General features: G+C 46.1%; 11 protein-coding genes. 10 read left to right on the top strand and 1 reads right to left on the bottom strand.

Going from position 1 to position 15440, the window contains the following annotated elements; translation table 11 throughout:
• Positions 1-29 precede the first annotated feature (29 nt).
• From ACTQ50_RS10530 to aspS, 6 genes are all read left to right on the top strand, one after another.
• On the top strand, positions 30-2363 hold the full coding sequence (locus tag ACTQ50_RS10530; protein WP_441484163.1) for a RelA/SpoT family protein: 2334 nt from the start codon (positions 30-32) through the stop codon (positions 2361-2363).
• 23 nt (positions 2364-2386) lie between these two features.
• The gene (locus tag ACTQ50_RS10525) at positions 2387-3016 is read left to right on the top strand and encodes an MBL fold metallo-hydrolase (protein ID WP_441484162.1); all 630 of its coding nucleotides are present in this window, start codon (positions 2387-2389) and stop codon (positions 3014-3016) included.
• Complete coding sequence (hemZ, locus tag ACTQ50_RS10520; protein WP_441484179.1) at positions 2949-4553, top strand: coproporphyrinogen dehydrogenase HemZ; 1605 nt, start codon at positions 2949-2951, stop codon at positions 4551-4553. The genes ACTQ50_RS10525 and hemZ overlap by 68 nt, the downstream gene beginning before the upstream one ends.
• A 16-nt stretch (positions 4554-4569) precedes the next feature.
• A complete protein-coding gene (locus ACTQ50_RS10515) occupies positions 4570-5145 on the top strand; it encodes an HD-GYP domain-containing protein (RefSeq protein WP_441484161.1) in 576 nt (191 codons plus the stop codon).
• A gap of 9 nt (positions 5146-5154) precedes the next feature.
• On the top strand, positions 5155-6405 hold the full coding sequence (gene hisS, locus ACTQ50_RS10510; RefSeq protein ID WP_441484160.1) for a histidine--tRNA ligase: 1251 nt from the start codon (positions 5155-5157) through the stop codon (positions 6403-6405).
• Between the two features lie 69 nt (positions 6406-6474).
• On the top strand, positions 6475-8280 hold the full coding sequence (gene aspS / locus ACTQ50_RS10505; RefSeq protein WP_441484159.1) for an aspartate--tRNA ligase: 1806 nt from the start codon (positions 6475-6477) through the stop codon (positions 8278-8280).
• A 161-nt stretch (positions 8281-8441) separates the two neighbouring features.
• Here aspS and ACTQ50_RS10500 read toward each other — a convergent pair whose 3' ends face one another.
• Entirely contained in the window at positions 8442-9569 is a 1128-nt protein-coding gene (locus ACTQ50_RS10500; RefSeq protein WP_441484158.1) for a hypothetical protein, read from the bottom strand.
• 294 nt (positions 9570-9863) lie between these two features.
• Between ACTQ50_RS10500 and ACTQ50_RS10495 the strand changes: the two genes are divergently transcribed.
• The 4 genes from ACTQ50_RS10495 to ACTQ50_RS10480 are packed head-to-tail and all read left to right on the top strand — an operon-like array spanning position 9864 to position 15421.
• Positions 9864-11393 (top strand): efflux RND transporter periplasmic adaptor subunit, encoded by a 1530-nt coding sequence (locus tag ACTQ50_RS10495; RefSeq protein ID WP_441484157.1) that lies wholly within the window; start codon positions 9864-9866, stop codon positions 11391-11393.
• Complete coding sequence (locus ACTQ50_RS10490; RefSeq protein WP_441484156.1) at positions 11390-12061, top strand: ABC transporter ATP-binding protein; 672 nt, start codon at positions 11390-11392, stop codon at positions 12059-12061. Before ACTQ50_RS10495 ends, ACTQ50_RS10490 begins: the two co-directional genes overlap by 4 nt.
• 4 nt (positions 12062-12065) lie before the next feature.
• Positions 12066-14138 (top strand): hypothetical protein, encoded by a 2073-nt coding sequence (locus ACTQ50_RS10485; protein WP_441484155.1) that lies wholly within the window; start codon positions 12066-12068, stop codon positions 14136-14138.
• An 11-nt stretch (positions 14139-14149) separates the two neighbouring features.
• Entirely contained in the window at positions 14150-15421 is a 1272-nt protein-coding gene (locus tag ACTQ50_RS10480) for an ABC transporter permease (protein ID WP_441484154.1), read from the top strand.
• Positions 15422-15440: the final 19 nt, after the last annotated feature.

The raw sequence follows: 15440 nt of genomic DNA, 5'->3' as shown, positions 1-15440 counted from the left end.
AACACTACTAAAACGGGCAGGTGAAAATTATGGCTGATATTATCAACGAGCAGGGCAAAGAACCAGAAGTGTCAAAAGAAGAGCAGGAGAAGCTGGAGTCTGTGAAGAAGGCGGATGCAGCTGTAAAATCCATGCACGATTTTACAAGCCCTGAAGTATTATATGATGAGCTGATCGCCAGCATAAAGAAATATCACCCTTCTACGGACATTACCATGATCCAGAAGGCATACGAAACTGCAAGGGAAGCCCACAAGGATCAGAAGAGAAAGTCCGGAGAGCCTTATATCATCCATCCTTTATGTGTTGCCATTATCCTAGCGGATCTGGAACTGGATAAGGAGACCATTGTAGCAGGTCTTCTTCACGATGCAGTTGAGGATACCTGGATGACCTGTGATGAGATCACCAAGGAGTTTGGCCCGGAGGTTGCCCTTCTGGTAGATGGCGTGACCAAGATCGGACAGCTGTCTTATTCCAAAGATAAGGTGGAGCTGCAGGCCGAGAGTCTTCGTAAGATGTTCCTGGCCATGGCGAAGGATATCCGCGTTATCCTGATCAAGCTTGCTGACCGTCTTCATAATATGCGTACCCTTCAGTATATGACTCCTGCGAAGCAGAAGGAGAAGGCAAGGGAGACCATGGACATCTACGCGCCTATCGCACAGCGTCTTGGTATTTCCAAGATCAAGGTAGAACTGGATGACCTTTCTCTGAAATATCTGAATCCGGATGTGTATTATGATCTGGTTGAGAAGGTAGCACTTCGCAAAAGTGTCCGTGAGGAATTTGTTGGAAATATTGTAAAAACTGTGAAGCAGCATATGGTAGAAGCTGGAATCAAGGCACAGGTGGATGGCCGTGTAAAGCATTTCTTCAGCATTTATAAGAAGATGGTGAATCAGAATAAGACTATTGACCAGATTTATGACCTGTTTGCAGTGCGTATCCTGGTGGATACAGTGAAAGACTGCTATGCAGCCCTTGGTGTGATCCACGAGATGTATAAGCCTATTCCGGGACGTTTCAAGGATTACATTGCAATGCCGAAGCCAAATATGTACCAGTCCCTGCATACGACACTGATCGGACCAAATGGACAGCCTTTTGAGATCCAGATCAGAACCTTTGAGATGCATAAGACGGCTGAGTACGGTATTGCTGCCCATTGGAAATATAAGGAAGCTTCCGACGGCAAGACCTCCACTGGCAACCGGGAAGAGGAGAAGCTGAACTGGCTGCGCCAGATCCTGGAGTGGCAGAGGGACATGTCCGATAATAAGGAATTTATGAGCCTTCTGAAAAACGATCTGGATCTTTTTGCAGACAGTGTATACTGTTTTACCCCACAGGGAGATGTGAAGACTCTTCCAAACGGTTCCACTCCTATTGATTTTGCATACAGCGTACATAGTGCTGTAGGAAATAAGATGGTAGGTGCCCGTGTAAACGGCAAGCTGGTGCCAATTGAGTACCGGATCCAGAATGGAGACCGTATCGAGATCATCACCTCCCAGAATTCCCAGGGACCAAGCCGTGACTGGCTGAAGGTGGTGAAGAGTACCCAGGCAAGGAATAAGATCAACCAGTGGTTCAAGAAAGAACTGAAGGAAGATAATATCCTGAAGGGTAAGGAGATGCTTGCCCAGTATGCCAAGAGTAAGGGCTTTAAATTCGCTAATTACACCAAGCCCCAGTATCTGGACGCTGTCCTTCGCAAATATGGTTTCCGTGACTGGGATTCCGTACTTGCGGCAATCGGACATGGCGGACTGAAAGAGGGCCAGGTATTCAATAAGCTTGTAGAGGCTTATGATAAAGAAAATAAAAAGAATCTTACAGATGAGGAAGTTCTGGAGGCAGCAGCTGCTGAGAACCAGAACAAGAAGAATCATATTAAGAGCAAGAGCGGCATTGTAGTCCGTGGAATCCATGATGTTGCAGTTCGTTTTTCCAAGTGCTGCAACCCCATCCCTGGAGATGAGATCGTTGGATATGTTACAAGAGGCCGCGGTGTTACCATTCACCGTACAGACTGTGTAAATGTTATGAATATGTCCGAGATGGACAGAAGCCGTCTTCTGGAGGCAGAATGGCAGGAGCCGGAAGTGAAGCAGGATGAGCATTACATGGCAGAGATCAATGTATATGCCAATAACCGTACCGGTCTTCTGGTGGATATTTCCAAAATCTTCACAGAGCGTAAGATCGATATCCGAAATATCAACTGCCGTACCAACAAGCAGGAGAAGGCAACTATTTCCGTAAGCTTTAATGTAAGCTGCAAGGATGAGCTGAATTCCCTGATTGAGAAGATCAGGCAGCTGGAGAGCGTTTTGGATGTGGAGAGAACGACTGGCTGATAGAAGCCGGGAAAGGATAATTTATGGGTAAACTTGAATTACAGCAGATGGTTCTTGGTCCTGTATACACCAATTGCTACTTTTTAAAAAATAAAGAAACCGGGGAAACATTGATCATTGATCCGGCAGATTCACCGAACAGAATCTTTCAGAAGGTGGAAGAGATGGGGGCGAAGCCAGCTGCCATTTTTCTTACTCACGGTCATTTCGACCACATTATGGCTGTGCAGGCTGTGAAAGCAGAGTATCAGATCCCGGTTTACGCCTGTCGCCAGGAAGAGGAAATGCTCCGGGAGCCGTCTGTCAATATGACAGACCGCATGCGGAAACCATGTTCTGTCCGCCCGGATGTATTTCTGGATGACCTTCAGGTGTTTGAAGCTGCTGGCTTTTCTATCCAGATGATCCATACACCGGGGCATACCAAGGGAAGCTGCTGCTATTATCTGAAGGAGGAAGGCGTTTTGTTCAGCGGAGATACCTTATTCTGCGGCTCTGTTGGAAGAACGGATTTTCCGGGAGGCAGTTCACGAGAAATTCGGGAGAGTCTTCATAAATTGTTGAATGCCCTTCCCGATGATACAGATGTTTATCCGGGACACGATACATCTACAACAATTGGTTACGAAAAGAGGTACAATCCATTTGTGTAAAATAGGAATCCTGCTGCTTGACAGGGATTTCGAGCATGATATATATGAATTAATAAAAGCGTTTTATCCGGAAGGAGATATCCACAGCCTCTACGAAAAAGATGAAGAGGCATACGATATCTTCTTTACTGTGAAAAAAGAAAATGATAATTTTGTTATAAAATATGAGACCAAGGATCATAAAGGCGTTGCCAGTGCAGATGTGATCAAGGGGGCTGATGAGGTTTCCAAAGAAAACAAGGCAGAAGCTGCAGGCGGGGATTCCAGTCATGAAACTCATGAGAAAGTCATGGATGCCCATGAGCTTCGAAAGGCCAACAAGGACAGCCTGAAATATGCCCTGTACAATGTTCTAGTAAAGCTTACCGGCAGAACTCTTCCATGGGGAAATCTCACCGGGATCCGTCCGGCCAAGCTTGCCATGGGAATGATCGAGAGCGGCATGAAGAATACAGAAGTGGCACAGGTAATGCGGGATCATTATCTGGTAAGTGCCAAGAAGACAGCTCTTGCCATCACCATAGCAAACCGGGAGCGGGCACTTCTTGCAGACATTGATTATGAGCATGGCTACAGCTTATATGTGGGCATTCCATTTTGCCCCAGTATCTGCCTGTACTGTTCCTTCAGCTCTTATCCTCTGAAAATCTGGGCCAAGAGAGTGGATGAATATCTGGATGCCTTGTGTAAGGAGATACGCGAGACTGCCAGGATGATGAAGAACTATAAGCTTGATACCATCTACATTGGCGGAGGTACACCTACCACCTTAGAGCCGTATCAGCTTAAGAGACTTCTGGATCAGCTTGGAGAATCCTTTGGATTTGACGGTCTTGTAGAGTTTACCATTGAAGCTGGAAGACCGGACAGCATTACAAGGGAGAAGCTGGAGACCATTAAGGAATTCCCGGTAACCAGGATTTCCGTCAATCCCCAGACCATGAATCAGGACACTCTGGAGATCATCGGCAGACGGCATACAGTGGCGCAGACCATAGAGGCATTCCACCTGGCGAGAGAACTAAATTATAACAATATTAACATGGATCTCATTGTGGGACTGCCTGGAGAGGATATTTCCAAGGTAAAATACACATTAGAGAAAGTAAAAGAGCTTTCCCCGGACAGCCTTACCGTACATTCTTTGGCTGTGAAGCGTGCAGCCCGCCTGAATATGTTTAAGGACAAATATCAGGAGATGACATTTGAGAATAACCAGGAGATCATGGATCTGACACAGCAGACTGCCTATTCCATGGAAATGGGACCTTACTATCTGTACCGACAGAAGAACATGAAGGGAAATTTTGAAAATGTAGGCTATGCAAAGGTTGACAAAGCCGGGATTTACAATATACTGATTATGGAAGAAAAACAGCCCATCATTGCTCTTGGAGCAGGCGGTTCTTCCAAACTGGTCTTTGACCATGGAAGAAGGATCGAGCGGGTAGAGAATGTGAAGGACGTTACCAGCTACATTGCCCGTATTGATGAGATGATTGAAAGAAAGCGAACCGGAATTGGAACCTGGTTGTAGGAGGGAGGGAAAATTCTTGGAAAAGCTTTCCAGCGACCAATCAGAACCATCCGACAGACTTCTGGAATTTGACTTATCAGCAGAGCTGAAGCATGGGATCGCAGTAAGCAATCTGGCTTATGCAGTAAGTCAGGAGCTTGGTCTTCCTCATGAGCAGTGCTATGATCTTGCAATCGCAGGAATGCTTCACGACATCGGAAAGCTGAAACTGAGAAGCTACATCAACGGACAGGAGAGCAATCCTCTGGTGATCGAGGAACTGAAATATGTCCGTATGCACTCCAAGCTTGGCTATGAAGAGCTGAAAGACCAGGACTATTCGGATTTTGTTCTTGAGAGTATTCTTTATCATCATGAAAATTACGACGGAAGCGGTTACCCGTCCAACCTGGCAGGGAAGGATATTCCCATTGGTGCCAGGATCCTTCGAGTATGCGATGTGTTCTGTGCATTAAGCCAGGACCGTTCCTATCGCAAGGCTTTTGACATGCATACAGTAATGGAACTGATGATAGATGAAATAAAAAACTTTGATCTGGAAGTATTTCTTGCATTTCAAAGAGTAGTACACACCAGGCAGACTGGGAAATAAGGAGGACACATGGCATTAAAGAAAAAGCCGGTTACCGGCATGAAAGATATTTTACCAAAGGAGATGGAAATCCGTAACTATGTTACCGGACTGATCCGTGAGACATATGGTTCCTTTGGATTTACCTCAATTGAAACTCCAAGTGTAGAGCACATTGAGAACCTGTGTAGCAAACAGGGCGGAGACAATGAGAAGCTGATCTTCAAAATCTTAAAAAGAGGCGAGAAGCTGAAACTGGATCAGGCAAAGGAAGAGGCGGATCTGGTAGATTCCGGTCTCCGTTACGACCTGACCGTACCGCTTTCCAGATATTATTCCAATAACTCCAATGAGCTGCCTGGACCATTTAAGGCACTTCAGATGGGCTATGTATGGAGAGCAGACCGTCCCCAGAGAGGTCGTTTCCGTCAGTTTATGCAGTGCGACATTGATATTTTAGGTGAGCCTACTTACATGGCAGAGATCGAACTGGTACTGGCTACCACCACCCTTCTTGGCAAGCTTGATTTCCACAATTTCACCATCCGTATCAATGACCGCCGTATTCTGAAGGCTATGGCTGAGTACAGCGGATTCCCCAAGGAGAGCTTTGACACTGTATTTATCATCCTTGACAAGATGGATAAGATCGGTCTGGAAGGCGTAGCGAAGGAACTGGAAGAGGAAGGCTTTGCAAAAGAGAGCATTGACACTTACCTTGCTATGTTCAAGGAGATCAGCTCTGATATCCAGGGCGTAAGATATTGCAAAGAGAAGCTTGCAGATGTTCTTGACGAACAGATCGCAGCAGACCTTGAGACCATTATCTCCACAGTAGAGGCTGTGAAGACAGCAGACTTTAAGATGGCATTTGATCCGACTCTGGTCCGCGGTATGTCTTATTATACAGGTCCGATCTTTGAGATTTCCATGGATGAGTTCGGCGGCAGCGTTGGCGGCGGCGGACGTTATGATGAGATGATCGGTAAATTTACCGGAAATAATACAAGCGCATGCGGATTCTCTATTGGATTTGAGCGTATTGTTATGCTCCTTCTTGAGAGAGGCTATCAGATCCCTACTGCAAAGGCGAAGAAGGCTTATCTCATTGAGAAGAATATGCCGTCAGAGAAGCTGATCGAGATTTTCCGTCAGGCAGAAGAGGAGAGAAAGACCGGAGTTCAGGTCAACATCTCCATTATGAAGAAGAACAAGAAATTCCAGAAAGACCAGATGGCAGCAGAAGGCTATACAGAATTTGTGGAATTCTTCAAACGCTAATAAAAGGATTTAGCGTGTTGCTTTTGAAAAAGCTGGGGGAAACCCCGTAGAATAAGGAGGCGCCTAAAAATGGCTGAGAGTATGCAGGGACTGCACAGAACCTGTCGATGTGCAGAAGTGACCACACAGATGGTAGGCAGCGAAGTAACCCTTATGGGATGGGTTCAGAAAGCAAGAGATAAAGGAGGAATCATTTTCGTAGATTTACGTGACCGCAGCGGTATCATGCAGCTGATCTTCGAGAATGGCTCCATTGATGAGGAAGGCTTTGCCAAGGCTGGCAAGCTGAGAAGTGAGTTTGTGATCGCAGTAACCGGAACCGTTGAGAAACGTGGAGGCGCTGTAAATAAGAACCTTGCAACAGGCGAGATCGAAGTGAAGGTAAAATCCCTTCGCATTCTTTCTGAAGCAGAAGTTCCGCCGTTCCCAGTTGAAGAGAACAGCAAGACAAAAGAGGATGTACGTCTGAAATACCGTTACCTTGACCTTAGACGTCCGGACCTTCAGAGAAACCTGATCCTGAAGAGCCGTGTGATGCAGCTTACAAGATCCTTCTTTACAAATGAGGGATTCTTAGAGATTGAGACTCCAATGCTTGGAAAGAGTACTCCAGAGGGCGCAAGAGATTATCTGGTACCTTCCCGTGTACATCCAGGCTGCTTCTATGGTCTGCCACAGTCACCGCAGCTGTACAAACAGCTTCTCATGTGCTCCGGATATGACAGATACATCCAGATCGCAAGATGCTTCCGTGATGAGGACCTTCGTGCTGACCGTCAGCCGGAGTTCACACAGATTGATATGGAGCTTTCCTTCGTAGATGTTGACGATGTAATCGACGTAAACGAGAGATACCTTTCCTACCTGTTCAAAGAGGTTCTTGGCATTGAGGTGAAGCTTCCAATCGAGAGAATCACATGGCAGGAAGCAATGGACCGTTTCGGTTCTGATAAACCGGATATGAGATTTGGCATGGAGCTTCATGATGTAAGTGATATTGTAAAGAACTGTGGCTTCTCTGTATTTACAGGCGCTCTGGAAGCTGGCGGAAGTGTTCGTGGTATCAACGCAGAAGGCCAGGGCAGCATGCCTCGTAAGAAAATTGACAAGTTAGTAGAGTTTGCAAAAGGATATGGCGCAAAAGGTCTTGCATACATTGCAATCGCAGAGGACGGCACCAGAAAGTCTTCCTTCGTGAAATTCATGACAGATGAGGAGATGGATGCTCTTGTAGCTGCTATGGATGGTAAAGCAGGTGACCTGCTTCTGTTTGCAGCAGATAAGAAGAAACTGGTTTATGATGTTCTTGGTGCACTTCGTCTGGAGCTTGCAAAACAGATGAATCTTCTGGACAAGAACGAGTATCGTTTCGTATGGGTAACCGAGTTCCCGCTTCTTGAGTGGAGCGAGGAAGAGAACCGTTTCACAGCTATGCACCATCCATTTACAATGCCGATGGATGAGGATATCCCGCTTCTTGATACAGATCCGGGCGCTGTACGTGCAAAGGCTTACGATATCGTACTGAATGGTAACGAGATCGGCGGCGGTAGTGTTCGTATCCATCAGGATGACATTCAGGAGAGAATGTTCAAAGAACTTGGCTTTACACCGGAAGCTGCCCATGAGCAGTTTGGATTCCTTCTGGATGCATTTAAATACGGAGTTCCGCCTCACGCTGGACTGGCTTACGGTCTTGACCGTCTGGTTATGCTTATTGCCAAGGTGGACAGCATCCGTGACGTAATCGCATTCCCGAAGGTAAAAGATGCTTCCTGTCTGATGACTCAGGCACCGCAGCGCGTAAGCGAGGCACAGCTGGATGAGCTGGGACTTGAGGTTGAGAAAGAAGCTGTAGAAGAGACAGAAGAATAAAAATAGAATATTATATGTTACTGTTCACTGGTAACATTCCACAAAAAATCCTGCCTGGTTTTATTTTAGGCAGGATTTTTTAGGTTATAACAGGATAAGATATACTCTGCAAATTTTGCTTGTTATTGCGGCAGTCGCCAAGGCTTCAAGCGAGCATGGAATTAATTATCAGAATCCTCAGTATCTTCCACCGGGCTGGAGCTTAAGCCTCCAAACAAAGCCTGTCCAAACACTGTTCCGGCATCTTCCAGTTTCCAGGAAGCACCGTCGTTAAGGAGGGTGAAAGTGGTTTCCACAGTTTTGGTAGCCGTATTTTTGTCAATCACGTCCAAAAGCATGCTGTAAGATTTTTCATAGCGCTTCTGTGCCCCGTCGATCACGGCATCAACAGAAGAAAGATAAGTATCCAGATCTTTGTTGTAATTTTTCAAAATAGCATCACTGTCAAAGGTTGTGATCGAAGCGCTGACTGTGGCGTGATAGCCGGAAACAGTGGCTTCTCCTACAGAATAATCAAAAGAAGAATGTACCTGGTCAACCAGTGCATCGGCAAGCTGGATCTTTTCGGAATCCCCGGAGCTTACAATGGAGTCGGCATTCAGATAATTGCCCAGTTCCTCTGTTGACATGTCTTTTAGGGTATCAAAGTATACAGTAAGCGTGTCTTCCGGAGAAAGAATGTCCGGATCTGTGAGATAATTCATAAGACCGCCGACAAGGTCATTTTCTAATGTATTGTTACGCCTGATTTCCCAGTTATTCTCAGTATCTTCCTTGGTGGCTGTGAGGGTAATGGTGCAATTCCGCTCTACAGTCTGGTAATCATTTGTACTTAGCAGTTCCCTAAGAATGCGGTAGCGGTCTTCCAGGGAAAAGGTCTGGTCATCAGACTGATCTGCAGCAGCCAGGGAGATTTCCTGCTTCAGCTGGGCCTTGGAAAAATCTTCTGCAAGTGCATGGGCATCCAGGGTAAACAGGCGGAGATCCGCTGTGGCGCTTTCTTTGTCCTTGTCTACGTGAACATCCAGGATCTTATAATCGAAATCCTGGAAAAAGAGGGAAAAGACTTCTTCTATATCAGAAGTATCGGTAGTGTCTTCGGCTTCTTCAGGAAATAGCTCCTGGTAGGAGATGTACTTCTGTGTGGTGTCGGAATCCAGATTCTTGAGAAGATCCAGTTCCCTTTTTACTACTTCGTCTATCTTTTTTTCTTCCTTGCTGGTGCAGCCGCATAAGAAAAGGGTGGAAAAAAGTAAAAGAAGAGGAAGCAGATATTTTGCTGACTTCATACAGTTTCTTTCCTTTCGGGTTATTGGATAAATGCTTATAAAGCTTCTCTATTATACCAGTTTTCGGTAAAAAAGTCAAAAATACCAAAAACTTATACGATATTTCTAAAAAAAGAATGAAAAAATTGTGAAAAATGTATTATTGTTTTCGATTACAGGCTTAGAATACTTTCTTTTTGGGCTGGAATCTGGTATGATAAACAAGGTAAATGCAGATGACAGAAGAGAGAAGGCATCTGCTATGATTTACGTGTTATATATGAATTGCATTGAGTTATCGTACAGGAGGTAACCATGAAGAAAAAAGTTTTTGTCATCGGGGGACTGATCATTCTCGCTGGGGCAGCTAGTGCCGGTGGCTGGTATTATTATAAAGAGAATTATGCCGATTCGTCGGCTGCTTCCGGTGAAGTGGCCTATGTGACCAAGATCAGCACCCTTCTTGGAGAGGACTCCGGCGTGCTGAACCGGTTTGCCGGTGTGGTAGAGCCCCAGGAGACTGTGAAGGTAAACATTGAGAGCGGCAGAACGGTTACAGAAGTCAAGGTAAAGACCGGCGACGAAGTAAAGAAAGGACAGCTGCTTTTTGAGTATGATCTGAGCAGTATTCAGGACAGCCTGAAGGAAGCACAGCTGGCGCTGGACCGTCTGAAGAATGAGGCCCTTAGCCTGAACGAGCAGATCACCACTCTTGAGAAAGAGAAAAAGAAAGCCAATAAGAGCAGTCAGCTTTCCTATACCATTGAGATTGAGACCAACAAGATGAATCTTAAGAAAAATGAGTATGACCAGGTAAGCAAGCAGGCGGAGATTGACAAGCTGCAGGCTGCGACTACCAACACAGAGGTGCGAAGCGAGATTGACGGTGTGATCCAGAAGATTGATACCAGCAAGCTGGGAAGCGACGATGGAGATACCCTGGATGACAGCATGAGCTCTGATTATGGAAGTGATTCCTCTGATAATGCCTTTATCACCATCCTCAGTACCGGTGCCTACCGTATTAAAGGCCAGGTAAATGAGCAGAACCGTAATACAGTAGTTCCTGGCTCTGCAGTTCTTGTCCGTTCCAGAGTGGATGAGAACCAGATCTGGCATGGAACCATGGGCGCTGTGGATGAGCAGAATTCCTCTAACAGCAGTAGCAGCAACTCTTATTGGGGAATGTCAAGCGGAGATGACACGACCAGCTCCAGTACCTATCCATTCTATGTAACCCTGGATTCCTCTGAGGGCCTGATGCTGGGGCAGCATGTATACATAGAGATGGATGAAGGCCAGGAAGATCAGAAAACTGGTATCTGGCTTGGGGAATACTATATTGTGGATGCTGACACAGACAGTCCTTATGTCTGGGCTGTGGATTCCAGGGGAAAACTGGAGAAGCGTTCCGTTATTCTTGGACAATATGATGAGAATCTTTCTGAATATGAGATTGCAGACGGCCTGACGGAAGACGACAGCATTGCATTCCCGTCAGACAGCCTTGTGGAAGGTATGAGTACTAAGGATATGTCTGAGATGACAGATGAAGAGCTGGAAAATATTGACATGGAGACCAATCTGGATGACAGTGCGTACTCGGATGGAGATATTATGGAGCCAGTGGATGAAGGGGATTCCAGTGTGGATTTTGAATCTGGTGTGATCGATGAAAGTATGGATGCTGTGATCGATGGTGATTATTCAGAAGATTACTCAGAGGATTATTCGGAAGACATGATGGACGACAGCACCTTTGATGACAGTACAGAAGATTTTACCGTCGAAAGCATCGATGAGCCGGGACAGTACGGTTCTGAAGATACGGAGGCAGCAGGATGATACTTGAGCTGAAAGGAATTTATAAGGATTACCAGCAGGGGAAAATGACGGTCCCAGTATTAAAGGACGTAAATTTTTCCATGGAAGAGGGCGAGTATGTAGCCATCATGGGTCCTTCTGGTTCTGGTAAGTCCACACTTATGAACATAATTGGCTGTCTGGATCAGGCAACCAAGGGCACCTTTTTTCTGGACGGGCAGGATATCAGCAAATGTTCGGAGAATGAAATGTCAGATATCCGGCTGAACAAGATTGGGTTCGTATTTCAGAGCTTCCATCTTTTGCCAAGACAGTCGGCCATATCCAATGTAGAGATGCCGCTCAATTACGCACATGTTCCCAAGAAAGAGCGCAGGGAGCGTGCTTTTGCAGCACTTGACAGAGTTGGCCTGGCAGACCGTGTGGATTTCCGGCCGAACCAGCTCTCTGGCGGACAGATGCAGAGGGTGGCCATTGCCAGAGCCATTGTAAACAATCCAAGGCTTCTTCTGGCAGATGAGCCTACGGGAGCTTTGGACAGTAAGTCTGGCAAGCAGGTTATGGAGCTTTTCCAGAAGCTGAATGAGGAAGGTGTTTCCGTCCTTATGATCACTCATGATCCAGAAATCGCAGCACATGCCAAGCGGGTGGTTATGATCCGTGATGGTGAGCTGCAGGAAAAGAGGTGATCCCATGGGAAAAGTGAAAAAAGTTATTATAGGCGTGGTGATCACGGCCCTTGTGGGAACTGGTATTGGCGGCGGCCTTATGTATGTGCGTAAGGGAAGCCAGAAGGAGGTTCTGGTAGCAAGTGTCAGTGACCTTGCCGGTGAGAGATATGATTCCGACACCATATTAAGCGGTAATGTATACGCAAATGCCACACAGCGGATTACCGTAGATAAGGATATGATCATTGAGGAAGCTTATGTGAGCAAGGGAGATGAAGTGAAACCCGGCGATAAACTGATCTCTTTTGATATGACTCTTGTAGAGATGGAACTGAATATAGCCAAGCTGAAGCTTGAAAAGCAGCAGCAGGATCTTGCCACAGCGAAGAAAAGGCTTACCAGTCTCCAAAATGGCGGTCCGATTCTGGATTCTGATGCGTCTTCCGCAGATAATCTGATCGATTCCGGAGATGATTCCGGTATTGATTCCGGAACGGATTCGGGAGATGATTCTCTGGGGGATGATGAGATGTCTTCTGCAAATGTGACAGCAGCCGACCATTATCTGGCAGCTGTTCTGCAGCCTATGCTTCTGGCAGCTGTGACGGACGGATTTGCAGACAGCCAGGAAGTAGGAAGTGCAGAAACAGATATGACAGGCGAAGCGGCAGCAGATGATATGACAAGCGCAGACGACAGCGGAACTGCTTCAGACGGCACAGGAGAGACAGATGGGGACACAGCTGTGGATTCCGGCACTGCCTCTGATTTCTATGAGGAACCGTCAAATGACGGATTCAGCAGCGGAGATTCCGATTCCAGCCAGGATGGTTTTATATCTGATGCAAACGGGGATGGCTCTAATTCGGGCGGAGACACTACCCTGGGAGGAAATGAGGGCTTTGTAGATGGCGACGAACCATTCTATCTTACCCTGGATTATGACACCACACCTTATCAGGGAAGTGGAACAAAGGAGAATCCTTATCTGTATCTTTGCTCCAGTGCGAAGGCAAAGGTAAACGTAACAGGAGCTTTTTTGAACAAGATGGCTGGTTACAATGCAGATGGAACCATTTTGCTTCATCCGGGCGGATACTGGTATCTGCTGGAATTCCACCAGAATGATACCATTGGAGATTATACGAATAGGAAAGCATCCTGTACCGGCTATTATCTCATTGATGGAAACATGTTGTCCAATCCAGTGGACCGTTTTGCAGAAATGGATTTCACACTGGAAGGCGCCATGCAGTATGACAATGGAAATGATGATCCCGTTATTCCAGGCGACAATGGTAGCGGAGGAGGCAGTTCCTCCTTATCCCGTTCGGAAGCGATTAGGATCCAGAAAAAACGGATCGCCAGTCTGGAACTGGACATTCAGGAGAGCGAGATCAACATCAGCAAGCTTCAGAAAAAAGCGGACAGACAGCTGATCACAAGTAAGCTGGATGGTATTGTAACTACCGTGGGTGATGCCGCTACCGGAACCAACTCAGAATCCGATGCTTTTATGATGGTAAAGAGTAAAGATGGCTATTATGTACAGGGAACTGTCAGTGAGCTGATGCTTGACCAGGTACAGGAGGGCACTATGCTGACCTGTAATTCCTATGGCGAAAATGGTTATATGGTTTTTGAGGCAGAGGTGGTACAGGTATCTGATTATGCAGTAGATGGAGACAACTCCTATTATTATGGAGACAGCAATCCAAATGTATCCTCCTACACCTTCACAGCCAAGATCACAGACGATTCTGCCCAGGTAAGCGTAGGAGACTGGGTAGATATTCAGCTGGAACAGCAGACCCAGAGTACAGACGGCATTGTGCTTTCCAAGGCGTTTGTGCGTACAGAAGACGGTGTGAGCTATGTATATAAGGATAATAACGGTGTGCTGAAGAAACAGATCGTAAAGGTAAAGGAGAATGTAAACGGTGGTACTTATGTGCTGGTCAGTGGTGGATTATCCCTGGATGACAAAATTGCATTCCCTTATTCCAAATCTGTAAAAGAAGGTATGAAGACAAAAGAAGGATCACTGGATGAGTTTATGGGATATGACACCACATCATACGGCGGTCTTGGTTAAGGAGGGATTTCATGTTTGAAAATATACGTCTGGCATTCCAGGGAATCTGGTCACACAAGATGAGATCTTTCCTTACAATGCTGGGTATTATCATTGGTATTGCATCCATTATTGCCATTGTTTCCACAATTAAGGGAACCAGTGAGCAGATCAAAGACAATCTGATCGGTTCCGGAAACAACACAGTGAATATCACGTTGTCACAGGGTGACAGTGCATATAGTGTGGATTATTATGATGGCGGTTCTTCAGGTTCCACGCCTCTTTTGAGCCAGAGCCTGAAGGATGAAGTGTTAAAAGCAGACCATGTAGAAAATGCAACTTTTTTTTACAGCAGAACAGATTACAACAGCAATGTTTATTATGAGAACACCAGTTTTTCCGGCGGTAAGGTCTACGGCATTGATATGAATTATCTGGATACCTGTGGTTATCAGGTGCGTTCCGGAAGAGGTCTTGTACAGGCTGATTACGATGGTTTCCGCAAGGTTGCATTGATAGACAGCTATGCTGCAGACACCATGTTTCCAGGGGCAAATCCCATAGGAAAGATCATTGAGATCGGCTCAGAGCCTTATACAGTGGTTGGGGTTGTGCGCCAGTCCTCAGACAGCCTTCCGAATATGGATACGCCAAGTGATTTTGACAGTTACTATGAGAGCGTGATCGGAACGGTAATGATTCCCAATAAGTGCTGGCCTATTTCTTATAAGTTTGATGAACCGGAAAATGCCATCATCAAGGTTGACAGCACGGATAACATGAGTGAGGCCGGTTCTGCAGTTGCGAAGATCTTGAACAAATCGATCAGCACTACTGGAAGCGGAAGCAGCAGCTTTAAGTATAAGGCTGATGATGTTATGCAGCGTGTAAAGGATCTTCAGGATTTAAGTGAGAGCACCAATTCCCAGCTGATCTGGATCGCAAGTATTTCTCTTCTGGTTGGAGGTATTGGCGTTATGAACATCATGCTGGTATCTGTAACCGAGCGTACCAAAGAGATTGGTCTGAAGAAAGCAATCGGTGCAAGAAAGAAGGTTATTCTTGGACAGTTCCTTACAGAAGCAGCGGTACTTACCAGCGTAGGCGGTATTATCGGAGTGATCCTTGGAATCGGACTTTCCAAGATCGTATCCAGGGTGGCTGGTTCACCTACTGCCATCAGCGTTCCTGCTATTGTAGGTTCTGTAGTATTCTCTATGCTGATCGGAATTATCTTCGGTCTGCTTCCTTCTGTGAAGGCAGCCAACCTGAACCCGATCGATGCACTTAGAAGTGAATAAATGGTAACTGTGAAGACAC

The organism is Blautia sp. Sow4_E7, from assembly GCF_052116245.1.
GTDB lineage: Bacteria > Bacillota > Clostridia > Lachnospirales > Lachnospiraceae > Blautia_A.
Note: the sequence above shows the minus strand (reverse complement) of the source record. Positions and strands in the feature narration are given on the sequence as shown.

Coding starts and splice junctions, on each gene's coding strand:
- ACTQ50_RS10525 (WP_441484162.1), top strand. CDS start 2,387: ATGGGTAAACTTGAATTACAGCAGATGGTTCTTGGTCCTGTATACACC.
- ACTQ50_RS10480 (WP_441484154.1), top strand. CDS start 14,150: ATGTTTGAAAATATACGTCTGGCATTCCAGGGAATCTGGTCACACAAG.
- ACTQ50_RS10500 (WP_441484158.1), bottom strand. CDS start 9,569: ATGAAGTCAGCAAAATATCTGCTTCCTCTTCTTTTACTTTTTTCCACC.
- aspS (WP_441484159.1), top strand. CDS start 6,475: ATGGCTGAGAGTATGCAGGGACTGCACAGAACCTGTCGATGTGCAGAA.
- ACTQ50_RS10495 (WP_441484157.1), top strand. CDS start 9,864: ATGAAGAAAAAAGTTTTTGTCATCGGGGGACTGATCATTCTCGCTGGG.
- ACTQ50_RS10485 (WP_441484155.1), top strand. CDS start 12,066: ATGGGAAAAGTGAAAAAAGTTATTATAGGCGTGGTGATCACGGCCCTT.
- ACTQ50_RS10490 (WP_441484156.1), top strand. CDS start 11,390: ATGATACTTGAGCTGAAAGGAATTTATAAGGATTACCAGCAGGGGAAA.
- hisS (WP_441484160.1), top strand. CDS start 5,155: ATGGCATTAAAGAAAAAGCCGGTTACCGGCATGAAAGATATTTTACCA.
- hemZ (WP_441484179.1), top strand. CDS start 2,949: ATGTTTATCCGGGACACGATACATCTACAACAATTGGTTACGAAAAGA.
- ACTQ50_RS10530 (WP_441484163.1), top strand. CDS start 30: ATGGCTGATATTATCAACGAGCAGGGCAAAGAACCAGAAGTGTCAAAA.